We start from the raw sequence: 19,989 nt of genomic DNA on the forward strand, positions 1-19,989 counted from the left end.
TACTTTTGAAGTCCTCACTTCGGCTGCCCCGATAATTTCGGGTCAGTTACCTAACCCATTGAAATATAGTCACACGGCATATTTGCAATCTGGTCATAATATGCGCGTATCATTTAGCGACGCGGTTAATTTGCGATCCTCATTGAGTGGAGCACAAAAAGAAAAGGATAGCACGGCGAATGCTACCCTTTGAGATCACTCAAAGTTGAGTCATGTGATAAAATCAAACAGTTAACTACCCCTCTTTAAGAGGGGCAGTCAACCAAGTCAATAATTTTGACGAGGTTAACCACCGAGCTTATTGTCCTTACTGATTATTATCATGAAGAAAAAACAAGATCATCTACAGGTGATGGAAAATGGCACCACGAAGAAAGCAAAAGAACGCATCATCGATAATCGCCACGGTCACAGGGAAGGTAACCGTTGCGCCTAGGCGTATTAAGTGCCAAACAGATAAAGTGATGGCAGTCGCTACCATGCAGGCACAGAGTGAAAAGCGCAGTGATTACCCGCTGCGTGTAGTGGGCTTTGATGAAATGGCACTGTCGGTGATGCTATTGCGGAAAGGTCAGGTGATCACTGTTATGGGGGGATCTTCTTATTGGCAAGGATATCAGTTAGCTGTCTCCTCAATCACTCAATAGGTTCCGACGCAATACGTCGCGACTCCTATAGCTCAGAACGTTAAACGTACCAACCTACTCACTGAATTTGCAGGGCTTAATTTTAAGCTTTGCCATGAAAACAATGAGTAACAGAATGGTGAGCCCAGTTCTTCTATTCACTTCCGACGATATTCGTTGTCAGTCATTAGCTCAGTGCGTTTAGTGTACTGACTTCACTTCATTGATTGTGGGGATATCAGATAACGACAAAGAAAATGATTAATAAAGTGAAAGGTAACAAAATAATGCAGAGGTTCAACTACCGAGGATTTTCCGGTAGTTCGATAGCCACGGTGAGATTACGGAGAGGGTTATTCTTGGATGGCATAACAGTATTTGAATTACACTAAAGGTAAGCTATCCGTATTATCAATCTATACCACTACAAATATGAGAGGTTCGATACATGGAGCAACACCACCAGCCATTTGAAGAAATAAAAAGAATTGATGAATCTGATATCGAATTCTGGTCGGCTAGAGAGCTTTCTAAGCTTCTTGAATATTCAGAGTACCGTCACTTCACGCCTGTTTTAGAACGAGCTAAAGAAGCCTGCTCCCATAGCGGACACAATATTGAAGACCATTTCGAGGATGCCCTCGATATGGTCAATATTGGCTCAGGTGCACAAAGAAAATTAAAGGATGTAATACTGTCTCGCTATGCCTGCTATCTCGTTGTACAAAATGGCGATCCTAGCAAGCCAGTGATAGCGGCAGGGCAGACATATTTTGCGATTCAAACTAGGCGGCAAGAGCTAGCAGATGATGCGACATTTAAAAGACTACGAGAAGATGAAAAGCGGCTATTCCTGCGTAATGAGCTAAAAGAGCATAACAAGCAGTTAGTTGAAACAGCCCAGCGAGCAGGCGTAGAAACAAATATTGATTTTGCCATTTTCCAAAATCACGGCTACCAAGGTTTATACGGTGGACTAGACCAGAAAGCAATCCACCAACGAAAAGGCTTAAAAAAATCACAACGAATATTAGATCACATGGGGTCAACAGAGCTTGCTGCTAACTTGTTTAGAGCAACCCAAGCCGAGGAAAAGCTGAGACGAGATAACGTAAAAACCAAAACACAAGCAAACCAGACTCATTTTGACGTTGGAAGAAAAGTTAGAGATACGATCCAAGAGTTGGGCGGAACAATGCCAGAGGATTTACCATCACCAGAGAAAAGCACCAAACAATTAGAAACGATAGCAAAGAAAAAACTCAAAAAGTAATCACATCGCTAATATGTAACTTCCATGATTGTACACATTTCAATCACCCCAGAGGTACACCTCGATTTAGCGTGTACCCAAGGGTGTATCCCTATAAAATATTGAATAGATCAAACCCAGTAATGACGCAACCTAACGCCTCATACTCAATGAATTGATTCAAGAGTAAGGTTTCAGACGATATCACATTGTCTCAGCCTAACTAACCATTCCCCTAATAGCCGTAACCCCATAAAGTTGAACAGGTTACATTACGCGGCTAACAAGGTCTGAGTTCGGAACTCTACCGGACTCAGGCCATTTAACTTCAGACTAATATGCTCGTTATTGTAGTAATGGATGTATTCATCGATAGCCTTTCGCAACTCGCTAATACTCATGAGCTGGCGAAGGTAAAAACACTCTGATTTGAATGCGAGGCGGTGGGTACCGTGGTACCTGCAATTAACGCGGGAAAGTCGATATCGAGCTAAACCCAAAAATCGGCGCTGACGGGTATTTAAAAAGGCAGCAGAAACGTATCGTGACACCAAGAAAAAATCAAAAACATTACTTTGCGGGTTGCCTAAATGTTCAATCGGGGAAAATCACTTATGTTGACGGGTTAAATAAGAATTCTCGATTGTTTATCAATGCATTGGAAGAACTTGATCGCCAATATTATCATTCTGAAACCCTCACATTGATTTTGGATAATTACAGTATCTATAAAAGCTGGCTGGTCATTGATTGGCTGGCCTGTCACCCTAAATTTAACCTATTGTTTTTACCTGTTTATTCTCCCTGGCTGAATAAAATTGAACTCCTGCGGTAATCCTTATATGAAACGGTGGCTCGAAATCATTACTGTCAGTATATGTGGCAGTTGCTTGAGAAAGTGAAAACGTTTTTAAATTCATATCTCTACAGGAATAGCAAAGAATAAAAAGAGTGGGTGTATCATAATTATGAAATAATGAAATGGACACTTCCCTAAAACGGCTTCAATGACCCATTTTTCGTTAACTTTCTGTACGCTAAAGTCTCGTTTTAGGATATTTGGTGCTGTTTTACCGACTCCCCTTTCCATGAGAGATATTTCTTCACCCTGATTAATGCCTGAGAGACTGTTCTGCCATAAGTCTCTGTATCGTCTTATGGTTTACGTGGTATCCCTGTTTTCTCAGTGAGACCGTGATTCTGCGATAACCGTAACAGCCTTTATTATGGTGATATACCTCGCTAATTTTACTTTTTATCTCAGCGTATTTGTCCTTTCGGTTCAGAGCATTAACATCGTAATACCATGTGCTATGGGACATTTTTGTCGCCCTCAAACAGAGACGCAAGCTTATTGATATTAACCTAAATAAACACCCACAATTTTTACGCATCGAAGTTCGCTTTAAACCTAAAAAAACCATCACCTAAACATGGTAACGCACTCATACTATAAAGCATTTGCCAAATGAGAAACCCTTTTAAACGGCTTCAAATTTATTCAAGAAATATAAGGTTAGAATTAATTACGAAAGGATTTATTCATAAGATTCCTGAGGAACTAACAGTTAGGAAATATAATCACTATATTATGCAAAGCATGAAATGCTCCCGATTGCCAAGAAAAGTCATGAAGTTAATCAGCAGCTATGAAATAGAATTATTTAACAAAGGAATAGTATGGCTTCAATGGAAAAGTATGTAAGTCGTCTAGGTAGCACATTAGTATTAAATACATTAATCTCTCTTGATTGGTGTAAATATAAAAACTTGATTAAAGCGGAAAATACAAATAAAAAAAATATATACCCTATGGATTTCAAAATGCATCGCGACGGCAAGGGAGAAAATCCCCGGGAGCATAGCGAACTATGTGACCAGGGTGAGTGAGTGCAGCCAACAAAGAGGCAACTTAAAAGATAACGGGTATAAATGAAATGAGAATTATCGAAATGCTAAACTGGATGCCGAGTTTGATCACATTATGCAGCGCCACAGATATACTGTAGAGGCGTTGACTTACCGATGATTTGGGTGAATGCGCAGGAAATTATCGCATTCCACGATTGTATACTGCATCGTAATGGCATACATATCCTTAAATAACGACAATACACTGGAAAATCTGGCTGTAGATACCGCTACTAGTGAGAAAAGTGTTAGCCCGCTGGCACAGAATTTACGGAACGTTGGTAAAAAATACTAGCTCACTCAGCTAAGAACCCTGTTTTTCCCCGTACTTAAATTTAAACTTTTCTTTTAGGAAGAGGATTATCTACATTAATATCAATGTAGTCTAAGTTATCAACATAGAAATTAACATACTCTTTATTATTGATTTTCGATCTAATTATTTCAGGCCGCCCATAAATGAAGACAAATGCTGTAGATTTTTGTGTCTGTATTATTTTTGACAACCTCTTGATGACAAGTTTTTTTACATGATATTTATCTATTAGCTTTTGGGATATAAAACAAGTTGTTTGTAGTAATTCACCATGTGAGTTTTTTATCTTTTTTTTAAATTTAATACGATATCCTTTACCTTCATACTTATCTATATAAGCCCAACCATAATATATAATTCCATACTCTGGCAACGAATCTATTTTCTGCTCCCAAATACATTTAAACACCCCAGAATATGGTATATCCATTCCAGATATATTCAACTTCCTATTTATTAACGTATTATCCTTAATATACCTTATATAACGACTTACGATAGTTCTAACCGAGTAGACTTTCCCTATATTGCCGATTTCTTTCAGATTAAGAGCATATGACTTTGATAGATATTTATTCTGCTTATTTCCATGATTTTTATTATCATCCTTCTTCTTAGATTCATAATAACTATCCGGGCGATGAAGTATAAAAGAATCAACTATCGACTGATCAAGTGTCTTTTTCTCTCCTTGCTTAGCATTTTCAATGACACTTAATATCTTAAGCGGAACTTTTCTCTCTATTTCACAATTAGGATGATGTTTACCATAAATGCGATAATGAGGAACTACACGCATGTTCTGCATATCTTCATCAAGATTCGCGCAAGTAACCTGTGCAGAACAATCTTCGCCAGGACATATAAATAATTTTTTATTAGTAATTAATCCAGACCAATACAAATCATAAGCTCGATCAGGGTCGATATACTCATTTAATTCAATGCTATAAGCTACATCCAAAGACATATTTCATCACCATCGCACTATAATCATTCTGATAAGTTACCCCCAATAAGTTAAAAAAGCTATAGTGTTTCTCTTATCTGAAAAAGCTCCCCCCACTTCCCTAAGTACAAAAATAATGAATAATTAATAAATATCAATTAGTTATGCTATTAAAATTTACTATTGTCGCAGTAACTACTTATTTTTAAGGTCATGCCAGCGAAGTGGATATATGTATTGTAAGAAATTTTTAAGCGACACATTATTTTGTTGGCTATAACAGAGCCTTACGTATCATTGAACAGATGGAAACTGCTGATATCATCAGTATGCCGGAGAATAATGGCAACCGGAGAGTATTAGCCTCTCCATCATAAAAAAACAAAGAATAAGTCACTTCTGCAAATTACGTTTAGCTCTTTATCGTTGTATAGCCAGCAGTACTGCAACAATGAAAGCTAGCGGTTTTTACTACATCATGTTCGGCTTCAATTTTTACCAGTTATTCACAAAGATTTTTAATAAATTTGATGTAGATACTTTTCAAACTGTGTAATAACTCAATGTATTACTATCCTTAGTCATTAACTGTACCAGTTTAGGGTGAACAAATAACTTTTCTTTCCCGGCCTGAATTTCTCGTAATACTCCAATATCACACAACTGTTTTAAATAAACCGAAGCAGTTTGACGCTTAGCAATATCACTCTCAACCAAATTACTAATACGGCAATAAGGTTGTTCAAATATCACCTGCACCAGCTCATGGCTGTAAATTTTAGGCAGGCTTTGTTTTATATACTCACTGGTATGTTCAATCAATTCTCTTACCCCAGCAATTTTATCCGTAGTCCATTTAGCAGTTTGCTCTACTGCGGTTAACATATAGATAATCCACTCTTCCCATTTCCCGGCGGCAGTGACTTGAGTCAGCAACCGATAATAATCACTCTTATGTTGTACAATGTAGCGACTTAAATAGAGAATTGGCAGCGTCAAAAGCTGCTGTTCAATAAGATAGAGAATATTAATGATACGGCCGGTACGTCCATTGCCATCAGTAAATGGATGAATAGCCTCAAACTGGTAGTGAGCAATAGCCATTTTGATTAATGGGTCGATTCCATCTTCTGCATGAAGAAATTGCTCCCAATTGCTGAGTAAATCACGTATCTGAGATTCTCCCTCTGGCGGCGTATAAATAATCTCACCCGTTGCCTGATTACTCAGCGTTGTACCAGAAACTTTGCGAATATTCATATCAACAGCTTTTAGTCGGCTACAAACTTCAATCGCTGTATTCGTGCATAGTGGCCGCCGAGTTAATTGTATGAACCCTTCATAAAGTGCAGTGCGGTAGCGTAGTGCTTCTTTCGTTGCAGGATCAGCCAGACTGTCTTCTTGTGCATATTGGAACAGTTTGTCTGAAGTAGTAACAATATTTTCGATTTCTGAGCTGTCTTTTGCTTCCAGCAGCGGCAACAAGTTAATGAGTAACCCCTGATTAGGCGACAATTCACCAGCTTGCTTAAGCTCAGCCAGTGCAGCTCTGGCAGGTATACAGGCTTTTAATACCGCAATGGACTCCATCACCTTTATGACCGGTGGCAATAAGGGAATAGCATTAAAAGGCGCATCGGGCTGCCATGTCATGTTTATATTTCCTGTTTTTTTCGACACGTTGCGAGTATATGTTGACGGCATCGACACGTAAAGGTTTCATGTCGATAAAATCGATAAATTTCGACATGTACTAGCCATATGCCGATAGAATCGACATATGGAAATCCATTCACGGCGCTGCGCTTATCGCATAACTGGCAACATTAAGCCTGATTAAACTGCTCTGCTACTTTCTCGGCTGTCTTCTCCGTTAAACATAAAAAACAGTGCGCCAGTCAATAATATCAACCCGCCAGATATCATTAAAAGAGATTGAATACTAATATAGTCAGCAATTGGACCAAACAGCACCATACCTAATGGCAGAGAGCAGGACAGAGCAATTTGAACTAAACTAAATACCCTGCCCATCATTTCAGGTTCGACTCTTTCCTGAAAAACCGCTGTTATCGGTGCGTTAAAACAAGGTGTTACCACACCTAAAAAGACATTGAGTACGAGATAAAGTGGGAACCAATAGGCATTACCGAGAGCGACCATAAATAGGCCAAAAAACGCGCAAGCTACCGCCGTTATACGCATTTTATTTTTATATTCACTCCAGAAAGAGATCAGCAATCCCCCCAAAACCGCGCCGGCACTAAATGTCATTTCATTAACGGCTAAACGCCACGGCTCTTCTCCAAATGTCCGATTAACTAATAAAGGCGTCAAAAATGCAGCCGGACTAATCAGAAAGCAGACACAAATCAGAAAAATCAAAAGATTTCTGATCAATTTATTCTCTTGCAGATAACGGAAGCCCGCTAAAATCGCCTGAAATTTATTATCCGGTATGGAATCAGAAGCAATTTTAGGAATAGGAATAAACGCAACAATACTGATGCCGATAATGGCAGTCGTTACGTCCACCAAGAAAATATTTTCAATTGAAGTTTGAGAATATAAAAAGCCGCCAATAGCAGGAGATGCCAACATCATCAGTGAAGTCAGAGACGTATTAATACCATTGACCCGCAATAATTTCTCTTTCGGCACAAGTTGCGGAATAATAGCACTAACAGCCGGCATCTGGATGCCCGTCCCGAATGAGCGGACAATCAGCGCGACAAATAACAACTCAATGCTCTTAAATCCGAGCATAAAAGAGATAGCTAAACCAAGAGTGACTAATGCAATTGCTGCATCAGAGGCAATACTGAGCAACTTACGGCTATAAGTATCCGCCCAGACACCAGCAAATAAGGAGATCAACACCTGTGGAAGAAATGCACAGAGTACCGAAATAGCCAGCATTTCTCCCGATGATGTATTTAAGGTGATATACCAGACGATAGAGAACTGGACAATGGAAGAACCTAGCAAAGAAATTGTTTGAGCTGATAAAAATAAAACCGTTTTGCGTTTCCAACCTGGAAGTAATTCACTCATTTTAACTACGCCCCTTAAAATCTAAGAGGCGTAGTACCTGAAAATAATTATTCAAACACAAACTCCTCTAGTTCTTTTATTGTTGGTGCACCCGCAGCACCAGAACGGTTGACAACAATGGCGGCAACACGATTGCCAAGCTCAACAGCATCTCTTAATGACATTCCCTGCGATAAACCTGCAAGCATGCCACTACTATGAGCATCACCAGCACCGATGGTATCCACCACTTTCACTTTATAAGCAGCAACATATTCTGGCTCACGATCAGGCAGACATATCCACGTACCCTGTGAACCTAACCGACAAATAATAGTGATTTTTCTTTTACTGGAATAACGGCTAGCTTGGACGACAGGATCGCCTTCCCCGCACAATATAGCAACTTCATTACGACTCAGCGTCAGAATGGTCCGGTCAACAGGTAATGCATCAAGGAATGTAGGATCTATTTCTGGTAAACGTGGGCCAAAATCCAGCAATAACGTCTGCCCGGATGGTGACGCCAGTAACCAGTCACATAAAATCGCCGTTGATTTACCCGCCATGACATAACCACTGGAGTAGATATACCCCCTTTCCGGCAAAGCAATAGAAGAAAGCATGGCCGTATTCCAGTCAACTTCACAACCACTTACGGAGACAAAACTTCTTTCCCCATCCGGTTCAACCATAGCCAAACACCAACCATTATCAAGATAGGAATGGGTCAATGTGACCTCAAGCCCAAGGGCTTGCATCTCTTTGGTGACTTGCTTACCCCAGTATCCGTTACCAATGGGTATGCCATTGATCACAGGGACTTGCAGGCGGACCAAGGCCCGAGCAACATTAAAACCAGAACCGCCAATCTGTCGATCAATTTCTTTAGCTTCCTGATCTGCCCCACTGCGAGGAAGCCTCGGTAAACTAAGAACAATATCTCCTGCCGCCGCACCAATTACAGTAATCGGTAGTAAACCCGCCATCAGGCTCTCCTCTTACCGGCCTAAATATCAGCCATAGTCACATCAAATTGGAAAAGAAACAGATAAATCACTTAGGAAAGAAAACTTGCAGCAATTATTGCCGAATTCACATACATAAGAAGTACTTATACTTTAACATTAATCGGGTTCAATAAAAGTCAACCTGTATCAATTATGTGATACCAACGTGATTGATTTCCAATTTATCGGTCATAGGACGATGATAATTCCTGTGTGAAATAGTGACATATAATCATTGTTGCCAAAATATATAAAAACTCATAGAAAAAGTTGATTAATTCATGAAATTAGCCTCATGAGGAGAGCCAAAATGAATGAAAAAGCCAAGTGTCCCAATATTATAACAAGTTATTTAATAGGTAAAAGTATTATCATTTTTCCGTCCGGCCGTATTTAAATGCGAAATGCATTCAAAAGCTAACATTTTTATCTGATTACTGCCCAAGAACACTTTTATGATCAACAACGGCAAATAAAATAACTCTATTGGGACAAACAGTGAGTTGATTCTATTGTATTTCCAACGGCGTATTATCAGTGCAAGATAAATAAAAATTCAAGTTAAACAACTAATCAAAAATATAAAATTTATTTAATTGGCTCTTAGTGGAAATTACTTAAAACATATTATCTATTTATGTCCATAAATATTACTGCTATTCTATACAATTAAAATTTTCCACTAATGAAGTACTTATCAATATTACAAATTACCTTTACAGGAAATCCTACTTTGAAAACACACATCATTATTCAATCCGCCAAACAACGACCTGATTTAAAAAATGCCACTGATGAGCTTATTTATAATAATTGGCCTTTGTTTATGCAGAACTCCCCTGTGACATATGAACATTGGAATAAATTATTTGAGCCAGATTTCAGCCATTTTCAGCAATTTGCTATTTTGCAACAAGGGGAAGAGCAGAAATTAATTGGTGTTGCTAATTCAGTACCTTTCCCTTGGGAAGACGACTCATTAGAACAACTGCCAGATAATGGTTGGGATGAAGTTTTCCGCAGAGGTATGTTTGCTCGTGGAAAAACAGTCACAAAAATATTGTCGGCGTTATCAGTAACGGTAGCGCCTGAATTTCGCGGTAAGAATATACCGGCATTGCTTATTGGCAGCTTAAAACAAGCGGCTATTGAGGCAGGGTTTAAAGCATTAGTTGTTCCCGTGAGGCCGACGTTGAAAAAAAACTATCCATTGCAGGATTTTGTACAATACTGTGAATGGAAAAATGATAACAATGAACCTTTTGATCCCTGGATTCGAGCACACTGGCGTCTGGGAGCGAAGATTATTCGACCGGCGATACGCTCAATGCATATAGATGCCACACTTGATAAATGGCAGGAATGGCTAGGAATGAAACTCCCCGAAAGTGGTCAATATATTATTCCTGGTGGCTTAGTACCGCTGATGGTGGATGTACAACAACAAATGGCTTATTACATTGAACCCAACCTATGGATGTTTCACAGCTTGCATGATTCAGAATTATTGCGATAACCTCGGTTGATTAATATGAAAATAAACTTTTCATATTAATCACAGTAGGAAATGCGGGCGTTCTTGATATGCCTATTTTTTTGCGCATTTAACTTATTAATCTCTCAGCATGGGTATAAATAGTCGCTTTACCGGGTTTACAAAAACCAACCAAGGTTAAATGACATCGATCAGCGATTTCTACAGCCAATGAAGTTGCTGCTGAAACCGCAAACAGAACCTCAACACCACAAACGGCTGATTTTTGTACCATCTCATAACTAGCACGACTAGATACCAGAACAGCGCCTTGCTGCCAGCCTGTTTTCGCCTTCATGCCTAGCATTTTATCCAGTGCAACGTGACGACCTACATCCTCACATCCCCCCAATAATTTACCTTCCGGATCAATCCAACTTGCCACATGAGTGCAACCTGTCAATGCCCCGACATCCTGAACGTTAGTCAGTTGAGAGAGGGCGTGATCAAGCTGGCTTAACGAAAAGGTTTGAGTAAAAGGCAACGGGGAAATCGGGCGAAAAACATCAGAAAGTTGTTCTGTTCCACAGATGCCACAGCCTGTTCGTCCAGCCAGATTACGTCTGCGCTCTTTCAAACTCGCAAAACGACGGCTAGAAAGTTCGATTTGCAACTCAATACCGCCATTACAATTAGCGATAATATCAATGCCGCGAATCTCGTGTTGAGATTCAATAATGCCTTCGGAAAGCGAAAACCCAATAGCAAAATATTCGAGATCTTTAGGGCTTGCCATCATTACGACATGTGAAATACCGTTGTAAACTAAAGCAACAGGAACTTCTTCTGCAATCCAATCAGCTTTTAATGTATCAAGATGGTGCTTTTTCTGCACGTTCGTTCTTATTACCCCCTTAATCACACCAAATGGTAACAACTTCCCTGATTTTACGTTATACATTAGATGAGTTCCTAATAGTGTTACGACATAATAATCGTGTGAAAAAAAGAGTCTATACTATTTGTCAGGCAATAAATCTGATCCCACTACGGAAAGTGGTTTTAATAAAAAAGAACACATTCAAAATTTTTCCCATGATGGAATGGATACTGTTTAAGACAATGTGAGTGAGGAGATTCCCATGCAAGTCAGCAGAAGGCAGTTCTTTAAGATCTGCGCTGGCGGTATGGCGGGTACAACGGTAGCCGCGTTGGGCTTTGCGCCAGCCGCAGCCCTTGCACAAACACGTAACTATAAATTGTTGCGTGCGCGTGAAACCCGAAATACCTGTACGTACTGCTCTGTCGGTTGTGGGCTGTTGATGTACAGCCTTGGCGATGGCGCAAAAAACGCGAAAGCAACTATTTTCCATATTGAAGGTGATCCTGATCATCCGGTAAACCGCGGCGCACTTTGTCCTAAAGGGGCCGGCTTAGTTGATTTTATCCATAGCGAAAGCCGCCTGAAATACCCGGAATATCGCGCAGCGGGTTCTGACAAATGGCAACGTATTACTTGGGATGAGGCATTTGATCGCATCGCTAAGTTAATGAAAGCAGACCGTGACGCCAATTTCATTAAAACCAATCAAGAAGGCGTGACAGTCAATCGCTGGCTGACGACCGGCATGCTGTGTGCTTCTGCTTCCAGTAACGAAACAGGTTATCTGTCGCAAAAATTTAGTCGCGCTCTCGGCATGCTCGCCGTAGACAACCAAGCACGTGTCTGACACGGACCAACGGTAGCAAGTCTTGCTCCAACATTTGGTCGCGGTGCGATGACCAACCACTGGGTTGATATTAAGAACGCGAATCTGATCGTCGTTATGGGTGGTAACGCTGCCGAAGCGCATCCTGTGGGATTCCGTTGGGCAATGGAAGCCAAAATCCATAATAACGCTAAGTTAATTGTGATTGATCCACGTTTTACCCGTACAGCATCTGTAGCGGATTTCTATACCCCAATCCGTTCTGGTACCGATATTGCCTTCTTGTCAGGTGTGATTTTATATCTGCTAACCAACAATAAGATTAACCACGAATATGTTGAGGCGTATACCAACGCCAGTCTGATCGTACGTGAAGATTACTCATTCGATGATGGTTTATTCAGTGGTTATGACGCGGAAAAACGTCAATACGACAAAACCAGTTGGAACTATGCACTGGATGAAAACGGCTTTGCTCAACGTGATATCACACTTAAGCACCCACATTGTGTGTGGAATTTGTTAAAAGAGCACGTTAGCCGTTATACGCCCGATGTCGTCAGTGATATTTGCGGTACGCCAAAAGAGGATTTCCTGAAAGTCTGCGAATATATTGCAGAGACTTGTGTTAAGGATAAGACCGCTTCTTTCCTGTACGCGCTGGGTTGGACTCAACACTCAGTGGGCGCACAGAACATCCGAACGATGGCAATGATCCAACTGCTATTGGGCAACATGGGTATGGCAGGTGGCGGTGTTAATGCATTGCGTGGTCACTCGAATATTCAGGGATTGACTGATTTGGGATTGTTGTCGCAAAGCTTGCCGGGATATCTGACACTTCCCTCAGAGAAGCAGGCTGATCTACAAACTTATCTCCAGGCAAATACCCCCAAACCGATGCTGCCGGGTCAGATTAACTACTGGGGGAATTACCCAAAATTCTTTATCAGTCTGATGAAGAGTTTCTACGGTGATAATGCCCGTAAAGATAACGACTGGGGTTTTGATTGGCTGCCGAAGTGGGACAAAAGTTATGACGTCCTGCAATTTTTTAACATGATGTCGAAAGGTGAAGTCAATGGCTATATTTGCCAGGGCTTTAACCCGGTAGCTTCTTTTCCGAATAAAAACAAAGTGGTTGACGCCCTGTCGAAACTGAAATTCCTGATCACTATCGATCCGCTTAACACTGAAACGTCAACTTTCTGGCAGAACCACGGTGAATTTAACGATGTCGATTCATCCAAAATTCAGACAGAAGTTTTCCGCCTGCCGTGCTGCTGCTTCGCAGAGGAAAACGGTTCAATTGTTAACTCTGGTCGCTGGTTGCAATGGCACTGGAAAGGTGCGGATGCACCGGGAGAAGCCATCGGTGATGGAGAGATCCTTTCCGGTATCTTCAAACGCATGCGGGATATGTACCGTGCGGAAGGGGGAGCATCACCAGAGCCGCTGCTGAGCATGACTTGGAATTACTTCAACCCGGACAGCCCTACATCGGAAGAAGTGGCCCAAGAGAGTAATGGCCGGGCACTGATTGATCTGATTGATGCTGATGGCAACGTCATAGTGAAACAAGGTCAGCAATTAACCTCTTTTGCGCAGCTACGTGATGATGGTACTACCGCTAGTGGTTGTTGGATCTTTGCCGGAAGCTGGACGCCGGAAGGCAACCAGATGGCCCGTCGTGATAACGCCGATCCGTCAGGATTAGGCAATACTCTCGGTTGGGCATGGGCATGGCCGTTAAATCGTCGTATTTTGTACAATCGCGCATCGGCCGATCCGCAGGGCAAACCTTGGGATGAGAAACGTCAGTTACTGACGTGGGATGGTATTAAGTGGGGTGGCGTCGATACTGCTGATTATAGTGTGGCTGCGCCGGAAACGGATGTTGGTCCATTTATCATGCAACCGGAAGGTATGGCGCGTCTGTTTGCTATTGATAAGATGGCGGAAGGGCCATTCCCTGAACACTATGAACCCTTTGAAACGCCATTGGGGACCAATCCATTGCATCCGAATGTGGTATCCAACCCGGCTGCCCGAGTGTTCAAAAGCGACTTTGAAGCAATGGGTAAGGCAGATAAATTCCCTTATGTGGGGACCACTTACCGTTTGACAGAACATTTCCACTATTGGACAAAACACGCATTGTTGAACTCGATTATCCAACCTGAACAGTTTGTGGAAATCGGTGAAAAACTGGCGGAAAAGAAAGGCATCAAGCACGGTGATACCGTCAAAGTTAGCTCTAATCGCGGTTACATCAAAGCGAAAGCGGTTGTCACCAAACGTATTCGTACCCTGAATGTACACGGTCGTGAAGTGGATACTATCGGTATTCCGATTCATTGGGGCTTTGAAGGGGCAGCGAAGAAAGGCTTTATTGCCAATACCTTGACACCATTTGTTGGCGATGCGAACACACAAACGCCTGAATTCAAAGCGTTCTTGGTCAATGTGGAAAAAGTGTAAAGGGAAAAATTATGTCATTGCAAACTCAAGACATCATTCGCCGCTCTGCCACAAATTCTTTTACTCCTGCGCCACGGGTGCGGGATGACCAGGAGGGCGTTGCGAAACTGATTGATGTGACAACCTGTATCGGCTGTAAAGCTTGTCAGGTGGCCTGTTCTGAGTGGAACGATATCCGTGATGAGATCGGTTATAACGTTGGTGTTTATGATAACCCGGCTGATTTAACCGCCAAATCATGGACCGTGATGCGCTTCTCAGAGGTTGAAGAGAACGGCAAACTGGAATGGTTGATTCGTAAAGATGGTTGTATGCACTGTGCTGATCCCGGTTGCTTGAAGGCTTGTCCAGCAGAAGGGGCGATCATTCAGTATGCCAACGGAATTGTTGATTTCCAGTCGGAACACTGTATCGGCTGTGGCTACTGTATTGCCGGTTGTCCATTCAATGTGCCACGACTCAACAAAGAAGATAACCGGGTATATAAATGCACTCTCTGCGTTGATCGCGTTAACGTCGGTCAGGAACCTGCCTGCGTGAAAACCTGTCCGACCGGTGCAATCCATTTTGGCAGTAAAAAAGCCATGAAGGATTTAGCGGCTGAACGGGTGAGTGAGTTGAAAGGCCGCGGTTATGAGAATGCGGGTTTATACGATCCTGATGGTGTTGGTGGTACCCATGTGATGTATGTACTGCACCATGCTAACAAACCACAGCTATATCATGGCCTACCGGACAATCCCGCTATTAGCCCGACCGTCACCTTCTGGAAAGGTATTTGGAAGCCGCTGGCCGCAGTGGGATTTGCAGCCACATTCGCTGCCAGCCTCTTCCATTATGTGGGTATTGGTCCGAACCAGGTAACGGAAGAAGACGAAGAAAGTGCGCGTCGTGATACCGAGCCTTCACAGCAATCAGCCAATGGGGAGGAACCGCGATGAAAGGCAGGAAAGATATTATTATCCGTCACTCACCGGTTGAGCGAGTAAACCACTGGGCGGTAGTTCTCTGTTTTCTATTTACCGCCATTAGTGGATTAGGATTCTTTTTCCCCTCGTTTAACTGGCTGATGAATATCTTAGGTACGCCGCAATTGTCACGAATTTTGCATCCATTTGTTGGTTCAGCGATGTTTATTTTATTTATCTTTATGTTTTTCAGATATTTTAAACATAACTTTATCGACAAAGATGACATTATATGGCTGAAAAACATCCATAAGATTATGAAAAATGAGGAAGCGGGCGATATTGGCCAATATAACTTAGGTCAGAAAGGGGTCTACTGGTCTATCAGTATTTGCCTGATATTACTCGCTGTCAGTGGTGTTGTTATTTGGCGCCCCTATTTTGCTGATCTCTTCTCTATTCCGATAATTCGAATTGCGCTTCTAATTCATTCAATGTCAGCTATTGGTTTAATCTTGACAATCATGATTCACGCTTATGCGGCATTCTGGGTGAAAGGATCTCTCCGGGCAATGGTTGAAGGTTGGGTAACCCGTGGTTGGGCGAAGAAACATCACCCACGCTGGTATCGTGAAGTGATAAAACAGGAACAGCAAGAAGAGAAACGTTAATGCGTTTTGAATATAATCATCAAAGCAGGATAATCATATCCTGCTTATTGTTGATTAAGTACGAATAATGCAATAAATGATTAAATATTAGGCTTGCTGTTTTTGTTTAAATTCAATTCATTTTATATTTTTAATCTATATATTTCTTTGATATAGATTAAAGCATCAAAAAATTTGATGCTTTATTTTATATAACCATCTTTGGGAATAATCTGTAATTCCTACAATTTATTTTATCCGTAGTTCAATAAATGAATATGGTGAATATGATTGATCTACAATTTTATTCTCTTGAACGACAAGTCCAGCTTGGTTAGCCAGATATTCAAATTCAGCAGAACTACGTTCTTTCCCTAAAAATAACATATCCATTAATATATCGAAAGATCTAGAAAATTCTGGCTCTTTCACCATATTTATCAATAATAGAGATGAATTTTTATCCATTGCTTTGCGGAAATTCTCCAAAATAAGTATTGAGTCACTATCGGACCAATTATGGAGAACATTTTTTAAAATATACAAATCATAACCGGATGGAATTGACTTTAGAAAATTTCCATTGATAAACTCTATATTGTCAGAAACGGGAAGTTCATTATATCTATCCAATACAGCGTAATGTTTTCCTTTTACCTTTTCACTGATTCTTGCTAAAAGCTCCCCTTCTCCCCCTCCAACATCTAATATTCTATTGTGCTGATTAAAATCATAAATACCAAGTAGCTCCTCAACGATTAAATTTGAGACTCTTGTCATTAAAGCATCAAAATTTGATTTGAGAAATTTGTTACCATCCAAATATTCAAAGAATGGCTTGCCATGTGCCATTTCAAATGCCGATTTTCCATCATCTTCAAATAAGGATTTTCCATACATTAACCAAGCGTTACCGTAATATGAGCAAATTTCAAGCTTTATCATGAATGTCTCAAAACTTTCAGGATCGGCAAACACCTGGCACTCATCAGAAAGCCTGAATTTGTTATTGTTGCTAACCAATACCCCCATTTCAACTAAGAAATCACATAATCGACTAAACCGAGCATAATTAACACCAGATTTACGGGAAAGCTCGCTTATATCGACATAAATTCCATCTTTAAAGTGAGTAGATAATCCGGTATCAACAAAAGCATGAATTGCAGCTGATCTTCTATTTGACGCAATCAGTTCAGTTAGCATTGAGCTATCCTTTATATCTATATATTATTAAGAAATTAAATATCTTATCAAAAATCCAAGAAATACCATGATGATAGATTGGATATCCTGACACCCCATTTGAACTAAAATGTAATTATTAGCTTTATTATCTTTTCATGTAAAGATTCAATTCATCCTACTTCCGCATTTTTGAGCGTAAGGCGTTAACTATCAGATTATATTAAATTTGATAAAAAGAAATGACAAAGATCACAATTAACTGTTCTCATAACAATTAAAAATTAAATAGCAGAAAATAACGTAGTGTATATATTTCCATTTACATTCATTTATAAAAGAAATGATAATTATAAAACCTGAAAAATTACAGGTATTTCTTAAGTGTACTATTTCAGCAATAGGAAAAGAAACATCAATAAATTCCTCCCTAAAGATCATCAATGAAGGGTAGTGATACCCTACCTATTACTAATTAATTCCAATATTAAAATATAATATTTATGAAAACTGTATTCATTATAAATATCTGAATTATATTTCAAATATCTATATGTTTTTATAAAATAAGATAAAAATATGGCATCAGACATTTTGATGCCATACTTGCTATACCTATTTTCAGAGGCACAATATCCATATAACTATCTTTGTGTAGCTCCATGATTATCTGTAATTTATTTTACCCCTAGTTCTATAATTGAATATTTCTCATTTATCTCTTTAATACCTTTAACGACAAATCCTGCCTGGTGAGCTAAATCTTCTAGTTCATTCAAATAACGCTCTTTTCCTAATAATAATACATCCATTAATATATCCGTAGAGTCAATTATTTCTAATCGTGGTTTCTTCACTGTGCTTATCAATAAAACAGTTGCATTATCATCCATAGCTTTTCTACAGCTCTGCAAAATTAATACTGCATTATTATCAGACCAATTATGGATAATATTTTTTAGAATATATAAATCATAACCAGATGGAACTGATTTAAAAAAATCTCCATTTATAAATTCAATATCTTCTAAAACAGGGGTTTCATTATACCTGTCCAATACAGCGTAATGTTTTCCTTTTACTTTTTCATTCATTCTTATCAAAAGCTTTCCTTCTCCCCCTCCAACATCTAATATTCTGTTGTATTGACTAAAATCATAAATATCGAGTATTTTATCTATTATTTTGTCCGAGTTTTTTGACATAAAAGAATCAAAATTTGATCTAAACAATTCATGATTGTCCAAATATTCAAAAAATGGTTTTCCATGCGCTATTTCAAATGCCGTTTTACTATTATTCTCAGATAAGGATTTTGAATACATTGACCAAGCGTTCCAGAATTCTGGGCTAACTTCGCACCTTATCATTAATGATTCCATACTTTCCGGGTCTGCAAGTGCACTGCACTCCTCAGAAAGTGCAATTCCTTCACCGCTGTTAACCAATACCCCTATTTTGATTAAATATTCACATAACCGGCTAAAGCGAGCATGATCAAGACCATATTGACGGGAAATTTCGCTAATATTTACGCAGGCTCCATCTTTAAAGTGAACAGACAACCCCATATCAACAAAAGCATAAATTGCGGTTGATTTTCTACATGATGTAATAAGTTCGATTAGCATAGCGTTGCCCTTTATCTGATAAAGAAATGAAATGTCTTATATAAAACTCTGGAAATACCGTGATAATTGATTAAGTATCTTAACAACATATTTTCACCAAATTGTGATTATTAGTTTTGTTACCTTTTCCTTATGAAATAATAAATTTTCACTCCCCTTATTTTCCAACAAGTTAACTAACCTTAATTATCCATTTCTAGGCGTAACTTATTATACTATATTAAATTTAATAAAAATAAATGATAAAGATCACAATTAATTCCTTGCAGGATGTTTGAAAATAAAACAAGGAAATATAACTTAATTTTGATATTTTCGCCATTAAACCAATATTATTATAAAATTTAGATCCACATTCTATTTAAAAATTTTATTGATAAAAAATAAAAATATGGCATCAAATATCTCGACGCCATATTCTCCATATATTCATCAAACATACAATATCCATATCATTATATTTCTTGGATTCACATAATAAGTGCAACATCGTTAATCCGGAAGTAAACATGTTCGTATTCCTTTAAATAATTCATTCGGTGTTTTCCCTCCCCGTGTTTTTCGGGGGCGATTATTTAATCGGTTTACTACAAAATTTATTTCCTGATCAGAGACTTTATTAAAATCAGTTCCCTTTGGAAAGTATTGTCTGATGAGTCCATTGATATTCTCATTTATCCCTCTTTCCCAAGGCGAGTAAGGGTGAGCAAAATAAATTTGGGTTTCTAATTTTTTACTCATGATTTCATGCTCTGCGAACTCCAAACCGTTATCGAATGTGATGGTCTTAACCCTTTGTTTTAACGGGTATAATACTTTCACTACCGCTTTTGCGACTTCTAATGCCCGCTTGC

At 39.6% G+C, this 19,989-nt stretch carries 15 protein-coding genes and 5 pseudogenes; 10 read left to right on the top strand and 10 right to left on the bottom strand.

Annotated features, from left to right (window positions below; genetic code table 11):
- The first annotated feature begins 359 nt into the window (after positions 1-359).
- Positions 360-647: a hypothetical protein gene (locus tag C6H66_RS02745; protein WP_105394749.1), complete on the top strand. Its 288-nt coding sequence runs from the start codon at positions 360-362 to the stop codon at positions 645-647.
- Positions 648-1,074: 427 nt separating this feature from the next.
- Positions 1,075-1,899 (top strand): DNA damage-inducible protein D, encoded by an 825-nt coding sequence (gene dinD / locus C6H66_RS02750; protein WP_065388845.1) that lies wholly within the window; start codon positions 1,075-1,077, stop codon positions 1,897-1,899.
- A 251-nt stretch (positions 1,900-2,150) separates the two neighbouring features.
- On the opposite strand, the pseudogene C6H66_RS02755 reads toward dinD, so the two are convergent.
- Positions 2,151-2,309, bottom strand: a pseudogene (locus C6H66_RS02755) (IS3 family transposase); the annotation flags it as partial.
- A 44-nt stretch (positions 2,310-2,353) separates the two neighbouring features.
- On the opposite strand from C6H66_RS02755, the pseudogene C6H66_RS02760 reads away from it, so the two are divergent.
- Positions 2,354-2,824 (top strand): annotated as a pseudogene (locus tag C6H66_RS02760) (IS630 family transposase); the annotation flags it as partial.
- A 57-nt stretch (positions 2,825-2,881) separates the two neighbouring features.
- On the opposite strand, the pseudogene C6H66_RS26590 reads toward C6H66_RS02760, so the two are convergent.
- Positions 2,882-3,230, bottom strand: a pseudogene (locus tag C6H66_RS26590) (IS3 family transposase); the annotation flags it as partial.
- Between the two features lie 328 nt (positions 3,231-3,558).
- On the opposite strand from C6H66_RS26590, the gene C6H66_RS25550 reads away from it, so the two are divergent.
- Positions 3,559-3,768, top strand: coding sequence for a hypothetical protein (locus tag C6H66_RS25550; protein ID WP_146111012.1), 210 nt, complete (start codon positions 3,559-3,561; stop codon positions 3,766-3,768).
- 49 nt (positions 3,769-3,817) lie between these two features.
- Positions 3,818-3,907 (top strand): annotated as a pseudogene (locus C6H66_RS26595) (type II toxin-antitoxin system prevent-host-death family antitoxin); the annotation flags it as partial.
- 217 nt (positions 3,908-4,124) lie between these two features.
- On the opposite strand, the gene C6H66_RS02780 reads toward C6H66_RS26595, so the two are convergent.
- Positions 4,125-5,075 (bottom strand): hypothetical protein, encoded by a 951-nt coding sequence (locus tag C6H66_RS02780; protein WP_105394751.1) that lies wholly within the window; start codon positions 5,073-5,075, stop codon positions 4,125-4,127.
- 248 nt (positions 5,076-5,323) lie between these two features.
- On the opposite strand from C6H66_RS02780, the pseudogene C6H66_RS27565 reads away from it, so the two are divergent.
- Positions 5,324-5,431: pseudogene (locus tag C6H66_RS27565) on the top strand (DNA translocase FtsK); the annotation flags it as partial.
- Between the two features lie 166 nt (positions 5,432-5,597).
- Here the strand turns inward: C6H66_RS27565 and fic are convergent.
- The 3 genes from fic to C6H66_RS02800 all read right to left on the bottom strand — a co-directional run bounded on the left by fic (position 5,598) and on the right by C6H66_RS02800 (position 9,076).
- On the bottom strand, positions 5,598-6,707 hold the full coding sequence (gene fic, locus C6H66_RS02790; RefSeq protein WP_105394752.1) for a protein adenylyltransferase Fic: 1,110 nt from the start codon (positions 6,705-6,707) through the stop codon (positions 5,598-5,600).
- Positions 6,708-6,890: 183 nt separating this feature from the next.
- Entirely contained in the window at positions 6,891-8,108 is a 1,218-nt protein-coding gene (locus C6H66_RS02795; protein ID WP_046397228.1) for an MFS transporter, read from the bottom strand.
- Between the two features lie 47 nt (positions 8,109-8,155).
- Entirely contained in the window at positions 8,156-9,076 is a 921-nt protein-coding gene (locus tag C6H66_RS02800; protein WP_105394753.1) for a carbohydrate kinase family protein, read from the bottom strand.
- Between the two features lie 754 nt (positions 9,077-9,830).
- Between C6H66_RS02800 and C6H66_RS02805 the strand changes: the two genes are divergently transcribed.
- Entirely contained in the window at positions 9,831-10,613 is a 783-nt protein-coding gene (locus C6H66_RS02805) for a GNAT family N-acetyltransferase (protein ID WP_105394754.1), read from the top strand.
- An 88-nt stretch (positions 10,614-10,701) separates the two neighbouring features.
- On the opposite strand, the gene fdhD is transcribed toward C6H66_RS02805, so the two are convergent.
- Positions 10,702-11,532, bottom strand: coding sequence for a formate dehydrogenase accessory sulfurtransferase FdhD (gene fdhD, locus C6H66_RS02810; protein WP_046396084.1), 831 nt, complete (start codon positions 11,530-11,532; stop codon positions 10,702-10,704).
- A 181-nt stretch (positions 11,533-11,713) separates the two neighbouring features.
- Between fdhD and fdnG the strand changes: the two genes are divergently transcribed.
- Genes fdnG through fdoI form a run of 3 tightly spaced genes read left to right on the top strand, consistent with a single transcriptional unit; the run spans position 11,714 to position 16,340 of the window.
- Complete coding sequence (fdnG, locus tag C6H66_RS02820; protein WP_146111013.1) at positions 11,714-14,761, top strand: formate dehydrogenase-N subunit alpha; 3,048 nt, start codon at positions 11,714-11,716, stop codon at positions 14,759-14,761.
- 11 nt (positions 14,762-14,772) lie between these two features.
- Positions 14,773-15,702, top strand: a complete 930-nt coding sequence (fdxH, locus tag C6H66_RS02825) for a formate dehydrogenase subunit beta (RefSeq protein WP_046396086.1) — start codon at positions 14,773-14,775, stop codon at positions 15,700-15,702.
- Entirely contained in the window at positions 15,699-16,340 is a 642-nt protein-coding gene (fdoI, locus tag C6H66_RS02830) for a formate dehydrogenase cytochrome b556 subunit (protein WP_046396087.1), read from the top strand. The genes fdxH and fdoI overlap by 4 nt, the downstream gene beginning before the upstream one ends.
- 228 nt (positions 16,341-16,568) lie before the next feature.
- Here fdoI and C6H66_RS02835 read toward each other — a convergent pair whose 3' ends face one another.
- The 3 genes from C6H66_RS02835 to C6H66_RS02845 all read right to left on the bottom strand — a co-directional run.
- Complete coding sequence (locus C6H66_RS02835; protein ID WP_046396088.1) at positions 16,569-17,525, bottom strand: methyltransferase; 957 nt, start codon at positions 17,523-17,525, stop codon at positions 16,569-16,571.
- A 656-nt stretch (positions 17,526-18,181) separates the two neighbouring features.
- On the bottom strand, positions 18,182-19,135 hold the full coding sequence (locus C6H66_RS02840; protein ID WP_046395904.1) for a methyltransferase: 954 nt from the start codon (positions 19,133-19,135) through the stop codon (positions 18,182-18,184).
- A gap of 492 nt (positions 19,136-19,627) precedes the next feature.
- Positions 19,628-19,989, bottom strand: a 362-nt coding sequence (locus C6H66_RS02845) for an IS30 family transposase (protein WP_146111014.1), incomplete at its 5' end; no start/stop codon positions are given.

Source organism: Photorhabdus hindustanensis (genome assembly GCF_002968995.1).
GTDB classification, from domain to species: Bacteria; Pseudomonadota; Gammaproteobacteria; order Enterobacterales; family Enterobacteriaceae; genus Photorhabdus; species Photorhabdus akhurstii.